At 61.1% G+C, this 16777-nt stretch carries 18 protein-coding genes; 12 read left to right on the plus strand and 6 right to left on the minus strand.

The window, feature by feature from the left end:
* Positions 1-65 precede the first annotated feature (65 nt).
* Positions 66-845 (plus strand): VOC family protein, encoded by a 780-nt coding sequence (locus tag O8B93_RS26820; RefSeq protein WP_269712938.1) that lies wholly within the window; start codon positions 66-68, stop codon positions 843-845.
* Between the two features lie 44 nt (positions 846-889).
* Here O8B93_RS26820 and O8B93_RS26825 read toward each other — a convergent pair whose 3' ends face one another.
* Positions 890-1786 (minus strand): LysR family transcriptional regulator, encoded by an 897-nt coding sequence (locus O8B93_RS26825; RefSeq protein WP_269712939.1) that lies wholly within the window; start codon positions 1784-1786, stop codon positions 890-892.
* Between the two features lie 122 nt (positions 1787-1908).
* On the opposite strand from O8B93_RS26825, the gene O8B93_RS26830 reads away from it, so the two are divergent.
* Both O8B93_RS26830 and O8B93_RS26835 read left to right on the plus strand, forming a co-directional pair.
* Positions 1909-2631: an SDR family oxidoreductase gene (locus O8B93_RS26830; protein WP_269712940.1), complete on the plus strand. Its 723-nt coding sequence runs from the start codon at positions 1909-1911 to the stop codon at positions 2629-2631.
* A 13-nt stretch (positions 2632-2644) separates the two neighbouring features.
* Positions 2645-2995: an Atu4866 domain-containing protein gene (locus O8B93_RS26835; protein WP_269712941.1), complete on the plus strand. Its 351-nt coding sequence runs from the start codon at positions 2645-2647 to the stop codon at positions 2993-2995.
* A gap of 56 nt (positions 2996-3051) precedes the next feature.
* Here the strand turns inward: O8B93_RS26835 and O8B93_RS26840 are convergent, their stop codons facing one another.
* A complete protein-coding gene (locus tag O8B93_RS26840) occupies positions 3052-4614 on the minus strand; it encodes a helicase HerA-like C-terminal domain-containing protein (RefSeq protein ID WP_269712942.1) in 1563 nt (520 codons plus the stop codon).
* Between the two features lie 313 nt (positions 4615-4927).
* Between O8B93_RS26840 and O8B93_RS26845 the strand changes: the two genes are divergently transcribed.
* On the plus strand, positions 4928-5323 hold the full coding sequence (locus O8B93_RS26845) for a hypothetical protein (RefSeq protein WP_269712943.1): 396 nt from the start codon (positions 4928-4930) through the stop codon (positions 5321-5323).
* 5 nt (positions 5324-5328) lie between these two features.
* Here the strand turns inward: O8B93_RS26845 and O8B93_RS26850 are convergent, their stop codons facing one another.
* Complete coding sequence (locus O8B93_RS26850; protein ID WP_269712944.1) at positions 5329-5760, minus strand: winged helix-turn-helix transcriptional regulator; 432 nt, start codon at positions 5758-5760, stop codon at positions 5329-5331.
* Between the two features lie 103 nt (positions 5761-5863).
* On the opposite strand from O8B93_RS26850, the gene O8B93_RS26855 reads away from it, so the two are divergent.
* The 3 genes from O8B93_RS26855 to O8B93_RS26865 all read left to right on the plus strand — a co-directional run bounded on the left by O8B93_RS26855 (position 5864) and on the right by O8B93_RS26865 (position 8466).
* Positions 5864-6622 (plus strand): SDR family oxidoreductase, encoded by a 759-nt coding sequence (locus tag O8B93_RS26855; protein WP_269712945.1) that lies wholly within the window; start codon positions 5864-5866, stop codon positions 6620-6622.
* Positions 6623-6692: 70 nt separating this feature from the next.
* Entirely contained in the window at positions 6693-7502 is an 810-nt protein-coding gene (locus tag O8B93_RS26860; RefSeq protein ID WP_269712946.1) for an AraC family transcriptional regulator, read from the plus strand.
* Between the two features lie 352 nt (positions 7503-7854).
* Positions 7855-8466, plus strand: a complete 612-nt coding sequence (locus tag O8B93_RS26865; RefSeq protein ID WP_269712955.1) for a LysE family translocator — start codon at positions 7855-7857, stop codon at positions 8464-8466.
* A gap of 24 nt (positions 8467-8490) precedes the next feature.
* On the opposite strand, the gene O8B93_RS26870 is transcribed toward O8B93_RS26865, so the two are convergent.
* Positions 8491-9318, minus strand: coding sequence for an aldo/keto reductase (locus O8B93_RS26870; RefSeq protein WP_269712947.1), 828 nt, complete (start codon positions 9316-9318; stop codon positions 8491-8493).
* A 111-nt stretch (positions 9319-9429) separates the two neighbouring features.
* On the minus strand, positions 9430-10353 hold the full coding sequence (locus O8B93_RS26875; RefSeq protein ID WP_269712948.1) for a bestrophin family protein: 924 nt from the start codon (positions 10351-10353) through the stop codon (positions 9430-9432).
* A 187-nt stretch (positions 10354-10540) separates the two neighbouring features.
* Between O8B93_RS26875 and O8B93_RS26880 the strand changes: the two genes are divergently transcribed.
* Complete coding sequence (locus O8B93_RS26880) at positions 10541-11248, plus strand: helix-turn-helix transcriptional regulator (RefSeq protein WP_269712949.1); 708 nt, start codon at positions 10541-10543, stop codon at positions 11246-11248.
* Positions 11249-11296: 48 nt separating this feature from the next.
* Complete coding sequence (locus O8B93_RS26885; RefSeq protein WP_269712950.1) at positions 11297-11665, plus strand: VOC family protein; 369 nt, start codon at positions 11297-11299, stop codon at positions 11663-11665.
* Between the two features lie 265 nt (positions 11666-11930).
* Here the strand turns inward: O8B93_RS26885 and tam are convergent, their stop codons facing one another.
* Complete coding sequence (tam, locus tag O8B93_RS26890) at positions 11931-12701, minus strand: trans-aconitate 2-methyltransferase (RefSeq protein ID WP_269712951.1); 771 nt, start codon at positions 12699-12701, stop codon at positions 11931-11933.
* Between the two features lie 384 nt (positions 12702-13085).
* On the opposite strand from tam, the gene O8B93_RS26895 reads away from it, so the two are divergent.
* The 3 genes from O8B93_RS26895 to O8B93_RS26905 are packed head-to-tail and all read left to right on the plus strand — an operon-like array spanning position 13086 to position 16493.
* Positions 13086-13967 (plus strand): branched-chain amino acid aminotransferase, encoded by an 882-nt coding sequence (locus O8B93_RS26895; RefSeq protein WP_269712952.1) that lies wholly within the window; start codon positions 13086-13088, stop codon positions 13965-13967.
* Between the two features lie 29 nt (positions 13968-13996).
* Complete coding sequence (locus tag O8B93_RS26900; RefSeq protein ID WP_269712953.1) at positions 13997-14122, plus strand: hypothetical protein; 126 nt, start codon at positions 13997-13999, stop codon at positions 14120-14122.
* Positions 14123-14135: 13 nt separating this feature from the next.
* Positions 14136-16493, plus strand: coding sequence for a methyl-accepting chemotaxis protein (locus tag O8B93_RS26905; RefSeq protein ID WP_269712954.1), 2358 nt, complete (start codon positions 14136-14138; stop codon positions 16491-16493).
* Positions 16494-16777 lie beyond the last annotated feature (284 nt).

The following is a 16777-nucleotide window of genomic DNA, read 5'->3' on the forward strand; positions in this document are numbered from 1 at the left end:
GCCGCGTCCTGCGGCGGGCACTTAACTGAACTACACCACGCACCCAATCTCCAGAGGAGACGACAATGTCCGATACACATGGAAAATTCATCTGGGTCGAATTGATGACGCCCGACATGGAGGCGGCTGCCCGCTTTTATGGGCATGTCGTCGGCTGGCAGACTAAGGATTTCGGTTCTCCGGAAATGCCCTATCTGGTGCTGGAAGCAGACGGTAAAGGCATGGGCGGCGTCATGGAGCTGACGGAAGAGCATAAGGGCCAGGGCATTCCCCCGAACTGGACGGCCTATGTCGATGTCGACGATGTCGACGCCACGGCGAAACTTTTCGCCGAAAAGGGCGGCGCGATCAGACGCCCGCCGCAGGATATTCCCGAAATCGGTCGTTTTGCCGTGGTCGCAGACCCCTATGGTGCGGTGCTCTGCATCATGACGCCGTTGCCGATGGAAACCGGCGGTTTCCCCGAGGATATGCAGGCCAAGCAGGGCCATGTCGGCTGGTACGAACTCTTCACCGACAATGTCGATGAGGCCATGGCTTTTTACGGCGACGTGTTCGGCTGGACCAAGGACCATGATTTCGACATGGGCGAGATGGGCCCTTACCGCATCTTCGCCCACAAGGGCAAAGCCGTTGGCGGCATCATGAAACGCATGCCGCAGGTTCCCGTCTGCCATTGGGGTTATTACTTCAATGTCGATGGCATCGAGGACGCCATCACCCGCGTCAGCACCGGCGGCGGCAAGGTCGTCAACGGGCCCATGGAAGTTCCCGGCGAGAGCTGGATCGTCAACTGCGTCGACCCGCAGGGCGCCTATTTCTCGCTGGTCTCGCAGAAAAAATAATCTCTTCTTTTCGAAAACGATCTGCCGGGCCCCGTTCCGGCAGATTACCGCTCTCTCGATAGCCTGACGTGGTCGATGAAGGCGCGCAGCTTCGGCGCAATGTGGCGGCGGCTGGGATAATAAAGATAAAACCCAGCAAATACAGGCGAATAGTCTTCCAGCATCGAAACGAGCTTCCCGCTTTCCAGATGGGGACGGAACGTCTCTTCCATGCCGAAGGTAATGCCCGCGCCGGCGCATGCCAGTTTGATCATCAGCTGCATGTCGTTTGTGGTGAAGTCCGGCTGCACCGCCACCGCAAATTCGCGGTCGTTATCGGCAAATTCCCACCGATAAGGCGCAACACCCGGACGCGCCCGCCAGCCGATGCACCTGTGACCCATCAATTCGCGCGGCTGCTGCGGCAGCCCAAAACGGTCGCGATATTCAGGGGAACAGACGGCGAGCTGTCGCTGTGGCGCCGATACCGGAACGGCGATCATATCCTGTTCAATAAGCTCTCCAAGGCGCACGCCGGCATCGTAATGTTCGGCAACGATATCGAACTCTTCGTCGGTCACGACGATGTCGAGCTGCACTTCGGGATGCGCGTCGGCAAAACTCGCCAGCAGCGGTCCCGAGAGAAAGCGCTCAGCGATGGAGGAAACGGCGAGCCGAAGCTGCCCCCGCACCGCGCCGCTTAAGGACGACGCGGCCTGTGCCGCTTGCGCGATCGCGCCGATCGACGGCGACACATCCGCATAAAGCTGCTGTCCCGCTTCCGTCAGGCTGACGCTGCGCGTCGTTCGCCGTACGAGCGCTATGCCCATGGTCTCCTCGAGCTTGCGCATGGTCTGGCTGACCGCGGACCGCGTGACCCCGAGCCTGTCCGCCACCGCCCGGAAGTTTCGCTCCTCGGCTACAAGGCAGAAGGTTGAAAGTGCATTGAGATCGATATTCATTGGTTAGAAGTTCTATCCATGGAAGTTACGATTGAGGTAATTATCACGACAATGCCAAAGCTTTATCTTCCCTGCAACGGTCGCTTCCAGAAGAAAACGGCCGCAACAGCAAGGAGAAAGCCATGACATTTAACAAAGTCGTTCTCATCACGGGTGCATCAAGCGGGATCGGTGAGGGCATCGCAAGGGAGCTTGCGGGCGCGGGGGCGAAGCTGGTGCTCGGCGCACGCCGCATGGACCGTTTGCAGGTCCTCGCGGAAGAGTTGCGCCGGAAGGGTGCCGAGGTCGTCGTGCATCCGCTTGACGTAACGGACAGGCAGAGCGTCGAGGCTTTTGCCGAAGCCGGGCGCAAGGCCTTCGGGCAGATCGACGTCATCGTCAACAATGCCGGCATCATGCCGCTGTCGCTGATGTCGTCGCTCAAAGTCGACGAATGGGACCGCATGATCGACGTCAACATCAAGGGCGTGCTTTACGGCGTCGCCGCCGTGCTGCCGGAAATGACGGCGCGTGCCTCCGGCCATATCATCAATATCGCCTCCATCGGCGCGCTCGCGGTTTCACCGACGGCTGCCGTTTATTGCGCGACGAAATTCGCGGTGCGGGCGATTTCGGACGGGCTGCGTCAGGAGAACCGTGACCTGCGCGTCACCTGCATTCACCCCGGCGTGGTGGAAAGCGAACTCGCCCACACCATCACCGATCCTGCCGCCGCCGAACTGATGCAGAGCTACCGGGCCATCGCCCTGAAACCCGACGCCATCGGCCGTGCGGTGCGTTACGCCATCGAGCAACTCGATGATGTCGATGTCAATGAAATCGTCATCCGCCCCACCGCTGCCTGAGGAGGATGTGGCCATGAATATTGTTTCGACATCAGTTGCGGTTTTGCTCGCGACGGCTTCCGCCGAGACGGAGACCCGCAAGGCAGACAACGCCATGGAGATGAAGATGACCGAAACCGCTCAAGTCCAGAATCACCCTTATGTCGGCATGTGGGTCACGGGCGACGGCCATATTCGTCAGGAGCTTTTGCCTGACGGCCGTTATGACGAGGCGCGCGGCAAACGCAAAAGCGCCTATCAGGGACGTTATGAGGTGAAGGGAAACCACATCGACTATTGGGACGATACCGGCTTCACGGCCGACGGCGAATTCGTCGATGATGTGCTCCATCACGGTGGCATGATCTTCTATCGTCAGAAGTAACCGCCGCGACGTTAAAGCGCCGCCCGCCCATCGAGGGGCAGGCGGCGCGCTTGTTTCTAGCGCTTCAGGCTTCCCAAAATCCCGCGCACGATGGCGCGGCCGACCGAAGTCGCAACCGAGCGGGCAGCGCTTTTCATTGCCGCCTCGATCACCGTTTCGCGCTGATAACCGCTCGTCTTGCGGGCGCCGGTGGTCGAGGCCTGTTTGGGTTCCTCATCACCAAAGCCGGGCAGGCGCCAGCGCCCCGAGGCGTTGTCGGATTGGTTGGCGGCATTTTCTTCCTCGGCGCGCTTGGCGGCTTCCGCTTCCGCCGCCTTCTGGGCGCGGGCGGCAAGAATTTCGAAGGCCGATTCCCGGTCGATATCCTTGTCATATTGGCCGGAGACGGGGCTGAGATCGATCAGCGACTTGCGCTCCGCATCCGTCAGCGGCCCGACGCGACCGGAGGGGGGACGTACGAGCGTGCGCTCGACGATGGAAGGTGCACCCTTGTCATGCAGGGTAGAGATCAGCGCTTCACCCGTGCCCAGCGTGGTGATGGTATCGGCGGTGCTGAAAGCGGGGTTCTGGCGGAATGTGTCGGCGGCGGTGCGAACCGCCTTCTGTTCGCGCGGGGTGTAGGCGCGCAGCGCATGCTGCACGCGGTTGCCGAGCTGCGCAAGCACGGTTTCCGGCACGTCGAGCGGGTTCTGCGTCACGAAATAGACGCCGACACCCTTGGAGCGGATGAGACGCACGACCTGTTCCACGCGCTCCACTAGCACGCGCGGCGCATCGTTGAACAGCAGATGCGCTTCGTCGAAGAAGAACACCAGGCGCGGTTTTTCCGGATCGCCCACTTCAGGCAGTTCCTCGAACAGTTCCGACAGCATCCAGAGCAGGAAGGTGGCGTAAAGGCGCGGATTCATCATAAGCTTGTCGGCGGCGAGAACCGAAACCGTGCCGCGCCCGTCCGCGCCGACGCGCATGATGTCGGCGATCTTCAGCGCCGGTTCACCGAAGAAGTTGGCAGCACCCTGCTGTTCGAGAACGAGCAGCCCACGCTGCAGCGAACCGACCGAGGCCTTGGAAATCAGGCCGAACTGATTGGAAAGCTCGGTTGCGTTTTCGCCCATATAGTTCAAGAGCGATTGCAGGTCTTTCAGATCGAGCAGCGGCAACCCGCCCTGATCGGCAATCTTGAAGGCGATGTTGAGTACGCCTTCCTGCGCTTCCGAGGCGTCCATCAGCCGGGCAAGCAGCAGCGGCCCCATCTCGGCGATGGTGGCGCGCACGCGATGGCCTTTTTCACCGTAGAGATCCCAGAAGATCACGGGCGACTTGCTATAGGAAAAATCGGTGAAACCGATCTGTTCGGCGCGTTTCTGCACCCAGTCTTTCGCTTCGCCTTCCAGTGCGATACCGGAAAGGTCACCCTTGATATCGGCGCAGAACACCGGCACGCCGGCCTTGGAGAAGCCTTCGGCAAGCACCTGCAGCGTCACGGTCTTGCCCGTACCCGTCGCGCCGGTGATGAGGCCGTGGCGGTTGCCGAATTTCAGTTCCAGATATTCGCCTTTGTTGAGGCTGTCGTCCGGATTGCGGCTGGTGCCGATATAGAGCTGTCCGTCCTGCAACATCGACCATTTTCTCCTGCGGCTGATGCATGACCCTTAAAATCGCGGTAGATTTTGTAAAAAGTCATGTCCGAATGAATGCGTAGCTGGCATGCTTTGGCCGTTCCTCGCGAAAGCGGCCTTTTCATAGTTTGGTTGTGATGATCTTATAAGGACAGTTTCAAGGCGCAACAACTGCTTGATGGCGATCAATAAAAACCGCTTGATGAAAGTTGCCGCACCATTCATGGCCGCTTGAATGCGATATGAGATTGTTTTACGTTGACGTTAACGTCAGTTATTCGATGTTGGCGTCGTTTTTCAACAGGAGGCAAGAATGAACGAAGTCGTGGATCAGATCGCCGTAAAGGCGGGGATCGACCCTGAACTGGCTGAAAAGGCCATTGGCATGATTCTCGGTTTTCTCCAGCGCGAGGCGGCAGACGGCCCGATCGCCCGGATGATCGAAGCCATTCCCGGCGCCAGCGATCTGGTTGCCCAGTATAATGGCGAAGGCACCGGTGGCGGTGGCGGTCTGCTCGGCGGCCTGATGAGCGCGCTCGGTGGCGGCGGCATCATGGGCCTCGGTCAGCAGCTGATGAGCCAGGGCCTCGGCATGAGCGAGATTTCCACGCTCGCCAAGGAAACCATCGCCGTTGCCCGCCAGCATGCGGGCGATGAGGTCGTTGACCAGGTGATCGCATCGGTGCCGGGCCTCAGCCAGTTCGCTTGAGGCGGTTACGCCATCGCAGGGCGCGGCGGCTGTTCATTGAACCGCCGCCGCGCCTCTTCTATTTCGGCATGGTGCGTCTCCGCCCAGATCCACACGCCGCAAAAGGCGCTGCCGAGTGTGCGGCCAAGGGTCGTCAGGCCATAATCCACATGCGGCGGAATGACGGGATGCACGGTGCGCTGCACCAGCCCGTCGCTTTCCATCTGCCGCAGCGTTTTCGTCAGCATCTTCTGGCTGATATTGCCCACATGTTTGCCGATCTGCGTGAAGCGCTGTGTCCCATGCTCTTCCAGCACTTCCAGAATGAGCATCGTCCATTTGTCGGCGACTTTCGCAATGATATCCTGAACCAGCGCCTCTATCGCCGGGTCGCTCTCCGCTGGCGGCGGAACCTTGCGCCGGCTTTCGATGGCCGGATCGGCGACGTGCCGTTTCATCTTACACTCTCCTTTGGGTAAGTATAAATCTTTTGGGTGCCTACTTTCGATTGGAGAGTATCATAGCTAATTTCCTTTCACCCAACAAGCAAAGGATGTTCCCATGAAAATCTCGGGCAATACCATTCTCATCACCGGCGGCGGTTCCGGCATCGGCCGGGCGCTGGCGGAAGCGTTTCATCAGGCGGGCAACAGGGTCATCATTTCCGGCCGCCGCCAGGCTGTGCTCGACGAGGTGACTGCCGCCAACCCCGGCATGGCCTCGATGGTGATGGATGCGGGCGACGCCGAAGGCATCCGCGCTTTTGCCGACGCGCTGGTAAAAGCCCATCCCACCCTCAACGCCGTCATCAACAATGCCGGCATCATGCGGCCGGAAGATATCGCCGCCGCGCCTGACTATCTCGACACGGCGGAAGAAACCATTGCGACCAACCTTCTCGCCCCGATCCGGCTGACGGCGGCGCTTTTGCCGCATTTCCTCAAGCAGCCGGCCGCCACGGTGCTGACGGTCTCCTCTGGCCTCGCCTTCGTGCCCATGGTTCTGACCCCCACTTACAGCGCCACAAAATCGGCCATTCATGCCTATTCCGTCACGCTGCGGGAGCAGCTGAAGGAGACGCCGGTAGAGGTCATCGAAATCGTGCCGCCCTATGTGCAGACGACGCTGATGGGCGAAGGGCAGGCCAATGATGAAAGAGCCATGCCGCTCGAGGCTTTCATTTCAGAGGTGATGGATATTCTCTCCAACCGCCCGGATGAGAAGGAAGTCGTGGTGGAACGTTGCAAGCCGTTGCGTTTTGCCGCGCAGAGCGGCAATTTCGATCAGGTCTTCGCCATGATCAACCATATGCATCCTTGAGCGTCGGCGTCTGTCGCACAAGGACATCCTGTGATAGCGTCGCGCTCTTATCCGCGGAGCGCGCGCTTTCATGGGCCAAGCCCAGTTCCTGATGCCGAAAACCGTTCTGCCCGGCGTTGCCGCCGTGGTGGCGGATAGCGATCGCTCCTTCCCGCGCCACATGCATGATCAGTTCGGCATCGGTCTCATCGCCCGCGGCGCGCAGAAATCCCTTTCCGGCCGTGGCATGGTGGAGGCGGGCGCCGGCCAGGTCATCACGGTTAATCCGGGCGAGGTGCATGACGGCATTCCGCTCGGGGAGGGTGGCCGCGCGTGGCGGATGCTCTATCTCGACATCGAGATCGTCCGCGATGCCATTGCCGATATCAGCGAAAAGGATCGCGGCACGTTCGAATTCGCCTATCCCGTCGATACGAGACCTCTGGCGGAGCGGTTTAACGCTGTTTTTTCCGCTGTCACGGCGAAAGAACGGCCGGGCGAAACTCTTGATAGTGACGAGACCCTGCTGATGCTTCTGGCGGCCGCGATGGAGACAGCGGCCAAACCGCCTGTCATGGCTGCGCCCGACACCATTAAGCGCGCGAAAAGCAGCATCGATGATGACCCCGCCCGGCCGTTCCGTCTTGCCGATCTGGCCAGTGAGGCCGGCATGAGCCAGTTCCGCTTCCTGCGGGCTTTTGCGAAGGCCACGAGCCTGACCCCGCACAGTTACCTTCTCCAGCGCCGCGTCCATCTGGCGCGCCGCGCGCTGGCCGAAGGCACCCCGCCCGCCGAGGCCGCCTCCATCGCCGGTTTTGTCGACCAGAGCCATCTAAACCGGTTCTTCGTACGCCAAGTCGGAGTGACACCGGGAGTGTATCGGGCGGCGACAGGCGGCTGATCTTCGCTCTTCTTCGACCTGCCGCGCTAAGTCCTTCGCTGTTCATTTAAATTGAGATGGGAACGTGAGAGAAACCACATCCTCTCCGTCATTTCGGTCTTGAGCCGGAATCCAGCCGCCGCGCGTCTGCGCGGCGAAAAAAGCCCCTTCAGCCCAAGGACTTGGGCTGGCTGGATGCCGGATCAGGTCCGGCATGACGGACGGAGAGGAGTTGGCGCATCAACTCATCGTTGGAATACGCTGCAATCCGGCGATGACGGTGTGCGGATGTGGCGCTGCAATTTCATCCAAGACACCCACCCCACGCATCATCATGCTTCCGTCCTCCACCCCAAGAGGACAGACCCGCACCATGACACCCGAATTCCTCATCACATCCTTCATCATCGCCGCTTCTCCCGGAACCGGCGTGGTCTACACGCTGGCCGCCGGTCTTTCGCAGGGGGCGAGGGCGAGCCTCATCGCGGCTTTCGGCTGCACGCTCGGCATCGTGCCGCATCTGCTCGCCGCCATCACCGGCCTTGCCGCCATTCTGCACACCAGCGCGCTGGCCTTCGGCATCGTCAAATATCTGGGGGTCGCCTATCTGCTTTACATGGCGTGGAACACGCTGCGGGAGAACGGCGCACTGAAGATCGACGATACGAGGGAGCCTCAGAAAGCCACCCGTGTCATCGGCGAGGCGATCCTCATCAATCTGCTGAACCCGAAACTGTCGATCTTCTTTTTCGCCTTCCTGCCGCAGTTCATCGCACCGGGCGAGCTTTCGCCGACAGGCCGCATGATCGAGCTCGGGCTGATCTTCATGGCCATGACATTTCTGGTCTTTGCGCTTTACGGCTGTTTTGCCGCCTCGGTCCGGCGGCAGGTCGTGTCGCGCCCGGCCGTGCTTATCTGGTTCAGGCGCAGCTTCGCCGCCGCTTTCGTGGCGCTGGGTGCGAAGCTCGCCTTTACCGAGCGGTGAGGCCGAACCGGCCGGCGGACCGCCTCAGTCGTCCCAATCGGGCGCAAGGTGGCCGGGGCTGACGATGCGGCCATTCGGCTTTGCAAGCGCGTGGATCGCCTGCATTTCCTCTTGCGTGAGCGCAAAATCGAAAATGTCGAAATTCTCCTTGAGGCGGCTTTCCGTCGCGGTCTTGGAAAGCGCCACGATATCCGGCTGCTGCACCGCCCAGCGCAAGGTCACCTGTGCGGCGGTCTTGCCATGCTTCGCGCCGATATCCTTCAGAACAGGATCGTTCGGCACTTTGCCGTCAGCCATCAGATAATAGGCCGTCACCGACAGGCCGTGTTTACGGGCCGCTGAAATCACCTTCGTCTGGTCGAGATAGGGGTGATATTCGATCTGGTTCGTGGCAAGCGGCGTGTCGGAGAGTTTCACCGCTTCTTCGGTCAGCGCCACGTTGAAGTTGGAAATGCCGATATTGCGCGCCTTGCCGGCCTTGCGCACCGCGTTCAGTGCGCCCATGCGCTCGGCAAGCGGGACATCGCTTTGCGGCCAGTGCAGAAGCAGCAGATCGACATAATCAGTCTTCAGTTTTGCCAGGCTTTCATCGACGGAGGCGAGAAAATCGTCATGTCGGTAGCGATCCACCCAGACTTTGGTGGTGAGAAAGATATCGTGCCGGGAAATGCCCGATTGCGCGATGACTTCACCGACGGCACCCTCGTTCTTGTAAATCTGGGCGGTGTCGACATGGCGGAAACCGAGTTTCAGCGCTTCCGGCAGAATGCGCCTGACATCGTCTTCCGGAATGCGGAAGGTGCCGAAACCGAGGGCGGGAATATTCGCGCCGTTCGCGCTGACGTCGTACATGGGTGTCTCTCCTGTTTGCTGAAAACATGGCCGGCGGAAGGGGCCGGATGGGGAAGCCGCCTTTCTTTAACTGGTGTCGGAGCGATCGGTTTCAACCGTGCCGGAATGATATCACATCAGCACATAGTCCACCGGGCGCGGGTCTACAGGCAGATCGGTCTCGCCCATCGCCTCGCGCAGGTTGATCTCGATGGTGGTGGCGAGCGCATTGATCGGCAGTGCATTGAGGCCTGTGCCGAAGGGTTCCTCCAGCTCGTCGGACAGGGCATCGAGACCGAAAAACGTATAGGCGACGAGCGTGCTGGTAAATGGCGTCGCCCAGCCGAGCAGATCGGTAAAACCGAACGGCAGGAGAAGGCAGAAAAGATGCGCGGTGCGGTGCAGCAGCAGCGAATAACCGAAGGGAACCGGCGTGTGGCGGATGCGCTCGCACGAAGCCTGCGCGGCCGCCATCTGCTGCACGGTGGCATCCAGAATCTGCAGCTGGATATCGCTGATCTGCCCTTTGGCGTTGGCGGAGATGAAAGCACCGGAGATTTCCCGTAGCAGCATGTCCGGCCGGTTGCGACTGCGGGCATAGGTCGCGGCCAGATCGTCCGGGATGAGGCGGGTTGCGGTGGTCGCCTCACCGGGCCGCAGATACGAGACCAGCGTGTGGCAGAAGGCGATGGCAAGATCGATCACCCGCCGGCGCGCTACCGGTTCGGCCACATCCTGCCGGCTCTCGAGCAGCGCGCTTTGGCGTGCCAGCGTGCGGGCCACCGTAATCAGCGCGCCCCATTGCTTGCGGGCTTCCCACCAGCGGTCGTAACAGGCATTGGCGCGAAAGCCGAGAAACACCGAAAGCGCGATGCCGAGCAGCGAAAACGGCGCACCGTTCAGTGCCGGCACCAGATCGGGCCGGTCCTTGTGCGCCCAGACAACCAGCGTCGACAGCACAAAAACGGCAAGCACCTGCGGAAAGATGCGGACGATGATGGAGCCGCGCACAATGAAGAAAAGCTGCAGCAGGTTCGGTTTTGAACGAACGATCATGGCGAAAACCCGAAAGGCCTGGATGGTGGCGAGGATGCAAAATCCTGGCCCCTATCTACATGATGGCAGCGCGGGCTTGTCCACCCTTTTTTGCACGGTTGCGCCCGGCGACGGGCGGGGTTACCCCTCGGGATGCCGGGAAACGTCACCGGTATGATCCGACGATGCGGATGGAAGGAAATCTCGCGTGTCACGCTCACAACGGCTTCTTGATCTCCTGCAGATCCTGCGCTCCCACCGCATGCCGGTCAGCGGCGCGGCCCTTGCCGCTGAGACCGGCGTCAGCCTGCGCACGCTTTACCGCGATATAGCGACGCTGCAGGCACAGGGCGCGGATATCGAGGGCGAGGCCGGTGTGGGTTATGTGCTACGCCCGGGTTTCCTTCTGCCCCCGCTGATGTTTTCGCAGCAGGAAATTGAGGCGCTCGTGCTCGGCTCGCGCTGGGTGGCGGGCCGCGCCGATGCGGGACTGGCCGAGTCCGCGCGCGCCGCGCTCGTCAAGATCGCTGCCGTTCTGCCCGATGCCCTGCGCGAGGAACTCGACAATTCCACCCTGCTTGTAGGTCCCGGGCAGGGCCTTGCCGCCATCCATGTCGATCTGGCCGCCATTCGCGAGACAATCAGGAAAGAGAGCAAGGTGGCGATGACCTATCGCGATGAAAAGGGAGAGATGACGGAGCGGGTCATCTGGCCCTTTGCGCTCGCTTTTTTCGATCTGGTGCGGGTGGTGCTGGCATGGTGCGAGACCCGGCAGGATTTCCGCAGTTTTCGGGCCGACCGCATCGAAAGCTTCCGCCCGCTCGACAGTCGCTACCCGTGCCGGCGTCAGGCCCTGCTGAAAGAATGGCGCGAGCGGGAAAAACAGCGGCGACGCAATCATGCTGACAAAAACTGACAGCAGGCGGGTCTAGAAACCGTTCATCCGCAACACAGGAGAACGACCATGACCCACCCCGATTTCACCATCCTCTATGTCGACAACCCGCCTGCTAGCACGGAGTTTTACAAGGCGCTGCTGGGTGTCGATCCCGTCGAATCCTCACCGACCTTTTCCCTCTTCGTCCTTGCCAACGGCATGAAGCTCGGCCTCTGGTCGCGGCACACCGTGGAGCCCCGGGCATCGGTGACGGGCGGCGGCGGAGAGCTTGCCTTCCGTGTCGAAAACGATGCGCAGGTGGATGAGACCTTTGCCGGGTGGAAGGCAAGGGGTGTCGCCATGCTGCAGCAGCCCGCGAAAATGGAGTTCGGTTATACCTTTACGGCCGCCGACCCAGACAGCCATCGCCTTCGGGTCTATGCCTTCGCGGGCTAACGAAAAGAGGTTTGGGCTGGTTGGTGACGCAAACTCGCCTTAGTCCACGCACTCGGCACTCGGCACTCGGCACTCGGCACTCGGCTTCCGCGCCCCGTACTCCGCACTCTCCTCATCCCTGTGCTTGTCACAGGGATCCAGCCAGCCCAAGTCCTTGGGCTGAAAGGACTCTTCCCGCCGCGCAGACGCGCGTCGGCTGGATTCCTGTGACAGGCACAGGAATGAGGTGGGCAGCGTGCGACAGCGCGGCGTCGAGTTCTTTGCCCTACTTTTTCACCGCCACCACGAAAAGCCGGGGAAACCGCAGCAGTAACCGGCCGTCCGCCATGGGCGGATAGGCCGCCGCGATGCGTTGCGTATAATCGGCGAGGAAGGCTTCGCGGTTTTCCTCGCCGGCGGCGGCGAGATAGGGGCGCAGCCCCGTGCCCTTCACCCATTCGACGATGCTGTCCGCATCCTTCATCGGGTGATTATAGACGGTGTGCCACACATCCACGTGGGCCGATTTCGGCGCCAGCGCGTTGAAATAGTCGGATGGCGCGGGCAGGGGCTTGCGGCGCAGCCCGCCGTCGGCAAAGGTCTCTTTCCACGGGCCGTTCGCGCCGGTCGCTTCCATCGCGGTATGTGTCGGTTCCTGCAGGTTATCAGGCATCTGCACGGCTAGAACGCCGCCGCTTTCCAGCTGGTCCATCAGTTGCGATAGAACGGCAAGATGGTCCGGCACCCACTGGAAAACCGCGTTGGCGTAAAGCAGGTCGGCTTTCTGGGTCGGCCGCCACTGCGAAAGATCGGCCTTGCCGAAACGGGTGTTCGGCAGCCGGTCCGCCGCCTTTTCCAGCATGTCGTCGTCGCTGTCGATGCCGGTGATGACGTTGACGCCATAACGATCGGTCAGAAGCTCGGTGGAATTGCCGGGGCCGCAGCCGAGATCATAGCCGTTCAACACGCGCTCCAGCGGCACCTGGGCCAGAAGGTCCCTTGCGGGCCGCGTCCGCTCGTCTTCGAATTTCAGATATTGGTGGGCGGACCAAGCCATGATTTCCTCCTGCGGAACCGTCGCATCCGGATGGGCGAACGAGGACGGGCGAAGCGCGCTGCAAACGCCGTCAGGGCCTCAGCATCGCATGCGCGAAATCGCGCCGCCATCATCCGATGCATGAATTATTGTGATGATTCTATTCATCAACCTTTTGTTTCACCTCACAAAATGTCTTTGCCAGGGCCTCCATTTGTTATTTTCCATCAAAATCAGATATGGCGGCAATTAAAACTTGACCTGTCTGGGCGAGAGGCATTCACTCCGGCCGATTTCCAGCACATGCCCGGTTGTGAACGCGAAGCGTTTTGCGTCCGGCAATGCATCAAGACAAAAAGACGGAGCGTTTTCGCCAGACGGAAATGCTTGCAACAGGAGACCGTTATGAGCGTCGATACCGCACCTCGATCAACCACCTGGACCTATGTTGACGGTCAATGGCTGCCCGGCAATCCGCCGCTCATCGGCCCGACCTCGCATGCCATGTGGCTGGCCTCCACGGTATTCGACGGCGCACGCTGGTTCGATGGCGTGGCGCCCGATCTCGATCTGCATTGCCAGCGTGTCAATCGCTCCGCCACCAACATGGGCATGAAGCCGACCATGACGGCGGAAGAGATCGAGACGCTAGCGCTGGAAGGCGTTGGGAAATTTGACGGCAGGATGGCGATCTATATCAAGCCGATGTATTGGGCCGAACACGGCATGCCCGGCAGCGTCGTGGCACCGGATGCCAGCTCCACCCGTTTTGCGCTTTGCCTGTTCGAAGCGCCGATGGATGCCGGCAAGCCGCTGACGCTCACCGTTTCGCCGCTGCGCCGTCCGTCGCCGGAAACCGCGATGACCGACGCCAAGGCCGGCAGCCTTTATCCCAATAGCGGCCGCGCCATTCTGGAAGCCCGCGCGCGCGGTTTCGACAATGCCCTGATGCGCGACATGAACGGCAATGTCGCCGAATCCGCTTCGGCCAACATCTTCATGGTCAAGGATGGTGTCGTCTTCACGCCCGTGCCGAACCGCACCTTCCTCGCCGGTATCACCCGTTCGCGTGTGATCGGCCTTCTGCGTCAGGCCGGTTTCGAAGTCCAGGAAGCGACCCTGTCGGTCGAGGATTTCCGCGAGGCCGATGAAATCTTCTGCTCGGGCAATTATTCCAAGGTTTCGCCCGTCGTGAAGCTGGATGACCGCGAATTGCAGGCAGGCCCGGTCGCGCGCAAGGCGCTTGATCTCTATATGGACTGGGCGCGTCTGGGCACGGACGTCTGAAATCCGCATCCATCGCGTTAAACGCGGCCATGGCAGGCATTCGTCCGGTCATGGCCGTTTTTGTTGCGGCGCAAAAAATCCCCAAAAAGATGGGGGAGTTTAATCCAATTTTAGACAAGCTTATTTTAGTTTGCGGCATCTTCATTTCCGGCTAGCGGGGGCCGCCAGATGTCTTTCAGCATTCGTAATATACTTGTCGGTTTTTTCCTTCTCATCAGCCTTGCACTTGCCGGTTTGGTCGGCACGCAATCGTGGCGCTCGGTCAATCGCGCCAGCGCCTTTTCGGAGGTTGCGCAGTTCGTCTCGCTGGACAAGCTTCTTTTCAACGCGCTTTTGAATTTCCGCAGTGAACGCGGCGACAGCGCTACGGCGCTGACGCTCGATCCATCGAAGTCGGCAGGCAGCATCGCCAGTGTTACGGCAGCGCGCCAGAAGGTGGATGCCGCCATGACGGCGTTCCTCACACAGTCTTCGTCGCTTGAAGATGCGAGGCTGCAAGGTCCGCTCAAGCGCGTGAAGGATGTCTATGCACAGTTCGTCGAGCTCAGAAAGAAGGTCGACGCCAATGTCTCGCAGCCGCTCGACCGGCGTGAAGCCGGGCTCGACAAGACCGTCATGACGCTCGGCAGCGATTTCCTCGCCTCGCTGGAAGCCGGCTCGACAGCGTTGGAAGGTGCTGTCCGCTCTCTCGATCAGGGCCAGACAGGCCTCATCCAGCTGCGTTCCTACGGCTGGTCCGCCCGTGCGCTTGGCGGCAGCGCCACCGTTGTCCTCAACGCCGCCGTGGCGCAGAACCGGCCGCTCACCGCCCAGGAAATGCAGCAGCTCGGTGCATTCGACGCCGGCGCGGCTTTCGCGTGGAAGGCGACGGGGGATCTCGTCGCGCATGAATCAACACCGCAATCGCTCAAGGACATCTACGCCACTGCGGACAAGACCTACTTCAAGGGCGATTTCAACACCCAGCGCACCAAGCTCATCGAAGACCTCAACAATGGCCGCACGCCGGCCTTCACCTTGGACAGCTGGCGCACCACCGTCACGGAAAATCTCGGCACGATTGCGAAGATCGCCTCTGCCGCCATGGATATCCTCGATGCCAATGCCGAAAAGGCAAAACAGGACGCCTTCATCGATGCGGTGGTCTATCTGGCCGTCTTCATCGCCACATTGGCGCTCTGCATCGTCTCGCTTGCCGTCATCGTCGGCCGCGTCACCCGGCCGATCAGCCGCCTGACCAATGCGATGATGGCGCTTTCGGGCGGCAATCTTGCAATCGATATCGACGGCGCAAAGCGCGGCGACGAGATCGGCGAGATGGCCCGTGCCGTGGAAATCTTCCGCGAAGCGGCCATCCGCAACCGGCAGCTGGAGGCGGACGCCGTCGCCAACCGCGAGCAGGCCGAACGCGACCGCATCGAGCTGCAGCAGCGCGCCGAGGCCGAGGCCGAGGAACGGCTCAACCAGGCCACGGGTTCGCTGGCGGGCGGTCTTCGCCGTCTCGCCTCCGGCGACATGGTCTGCGAGATCGCCACGCCGTTTGCACCGCAATTCGAAGCGTTGCGACACGATTTCAACAGCTCCGTGCACCAGCTGCGCGAGGCGCTGACGAGTGTCGGCCAGTCCGTGCAGACGGTGAATGGCGGCGCCCATGAGGTTTCGTCGGCGTCCGACGATCTTTCCCGCCGCACCGAGCAGCAGGCCGCTTCGCTTGAAGAAACCGCCGCCGCGCTGGAAGAGATTACCGCCAATGTCTCCGCCACCTCCAAACGCGCCGGCGAGGCTCGCGACACGGTGCGGGAAGCAAGGACCAAGGCCGATCTTTCCGGCAAGGTGGTGCGCGATGCCGTCTCCGCGATGGAACGCATCGAACATTCCTCGCGCCAGATTGGCCAGATCATTGGCGTCATCGACGAAATCGCCTTCCAGACCAACCTTCTGGCGCTGAATGCGGGCGTCGAGGCGGCAAGGGCGGGCGATGCCGGCAAGGGTTTTGCCGTCGTTGCACAGGAGGTGCGCGAACTGGCGCAGCGTTCCGCCAATGCGGCCAAGGAAATCAAGCAGCTCATCAACACATCAGCCGTTGCGGTGGGTGAGGGTGTGAAGCTGGTGGCCGATACAGGTGTCGGACTTTCCGAAATCGAGCAGCTGGTGCTGTCCGTCAACACCCATATGGATGCCATCGCCACGGCGGCACAGGAGCAGTCGGCCGGTCTCTCCGAGGTCAATACCGCCGTCAACCACATGGACCAGGCCACGCAGCAGAATGCCGCCATGGTCGAGGAAATGAATGCGGCCGGTGCCGGTCTCGCGCAGGAATGCGCCAATCTCCAGGCCCTGCTTGCACAGTTCCAGCTGGGCCAGCAGGCCTCTGCCTTGCGGGAGACGGCGCGGCATATGCAGCGCGCCGCAAGCCCCGCGCGCGTTCCGGCCGCACCCGTCGCAGCACCCACAAGGGCCCGTCCCGTTGCCACGCGCGGCAATGCGGCGCTGGCGGTGAAGGGTGATGACTGGACGGAATTCTGAAGCCAGCCAGAGGGTAGTGAGCTGGTTGTTGTACGCCGTCACCCCGGACTAGATCCGGGGTCCTGTGTATTGGAGTTATGGTATAAGGGTTGCGGGCGGAAGGCCGTCGGGGTCCTGGTCGATTGAGACCGTTTGCTGGCTTTGGCCTCCGCCCGCTCTTGATAATCCCAACCTGAACAGTTGACAGAGGCCGTGAGCGCGGACCTCGTAGCACAGGATGAGGCTTGCCATGGTACACCCTGTTTACATCGGATGCGACGTTGCAAAAGCACATCTCGATCTTT

This window comes from Martinezella rhizogenes (genome assembly GCF_027460065.1).
GTDB lineage: Bacteria > Pseudomonadota > Alphaproteobacteria > Rhizobiales > Rhizobiaceae > Agrobacterium > Agrobacterium rhizogenes_C.

Bases quoted from the DNA above. Each gene is read 5' to 3' on its own strand.
- O8B93_RS26825 (WP_269712939.1), bottom strand. From the start codon at position 1,786: ATGAATATCGATCTCAATGCACTTTCAACCTTCTGCCTTGTAGCCGAG.
- O8B93_RS26885 (WP_269712950.1), top strand. From the start codon at position 11,297: ATGACCCACCCCGATTTCACCATCCTCTATGTCGACAACCCGCCTGCT.
- O8B93_RS26860 (WP_269712946.1), top strand. From the start codon at position 6,693: ATGGGCCAAGCCCAGTTCCTGATGCCGAAAACCGTTCTGCCCGGCGTT.
- O8B93_RS26895 (WP_269712952.1), top strand. From the start codon at position 13,086: ATGAGCGTCGATACCGCACCTCGATCAACCACCTGGACCTATGTTGAC.
- O8B93_RS26865 (WP_269712955.1), top strand. From the start codon at position 7,855: ATGACACCCGAATTCCTCATCACATCCTTCATCATCGCCGCTTCTCCC.
- O8B93_RS26905 (WP_269712954.1), top strand. From the start codon at position 14,136: ATGTCTTTCAGCATTCGTAATATACTTGTCGGTTTTTTCCTTCTCATC.
- O8B93_RS26855 (WP_269712945.1), top strand. From the start codon at position 5,864: ATGAAAATCTCGGGCAATACCATTCTCATCACCGGCGGCGGTTCCGGC.
- tam (WP_269712951.1), bottom strand. From the start codon at position 12,701: ATGGCTTGGTCCGCCCACCAATATCTGAAATTCGAAGACGAGCGGACG.
- O8B93_RS26835 (WP_269712941.1), top strand. From the start codon at position 2,645: ATGAATATTGTTTCGACATCAGTTGCGGTTTTGCTCGCGACGGCTTCC.
- O8B93_RS26820 (WP_269712938.1), top strand. From the start codon at position 66: ATGTCCGATACACATGGAAAATTCATCTGGGTCGAATTGATGACGCCC.
- O8B93_RS26830 (WP_269712940.1), top strand. From the start codon at position 1,909: ATGACATTTAACAAAGTCGTTCTCATCACGGGTGCATCAAGCGGGATC.
- O8B93_RS26870 (WP_269712947.1), bottom strand. From the start codon at position 9,318: ATGTACGACGTCAGCGCGAACGGCGCGAATATTCCCGCCCTCGGTTTC.
- O8B93_RS26840 (WP_269712942.1), bottom strand. From the start codon at position 4,614: ATGTTGCAGGACGGACAGCTCTATATCGGCACCAGCCGCAATCCGGAC.
- O8B93_RS26850 (WP_269712944.1), bottom strand. From the start codon at position 5,760: ATGAAACGGCACGTCGCCGATCCGGCCATCGAAAGCCGGCGCAAGGTT.
- O8B93_RS26900 (WP_269712953.1), top strand. From the start codon at position 13,997: ATGGCAGGCATTCGTCCGGTCATGGCCGTTTTTGTTGCGGCGCAAAAA.
- O8B93_RS26875 (WP_269712948.1), bottom strand. From the start codon at position 10,353: ATGATCGTTCGTTCAAAACCGAACCTGCTGCAGCTTTTCTTCATTGTG.
- O8B93_RS26845 (WP_269712943.1), top strand. From the start codon at position 4,928: ATGAACGAAGTCGTGGATCAGATCGCCGTAAAGGCGGGGATCGACCCT.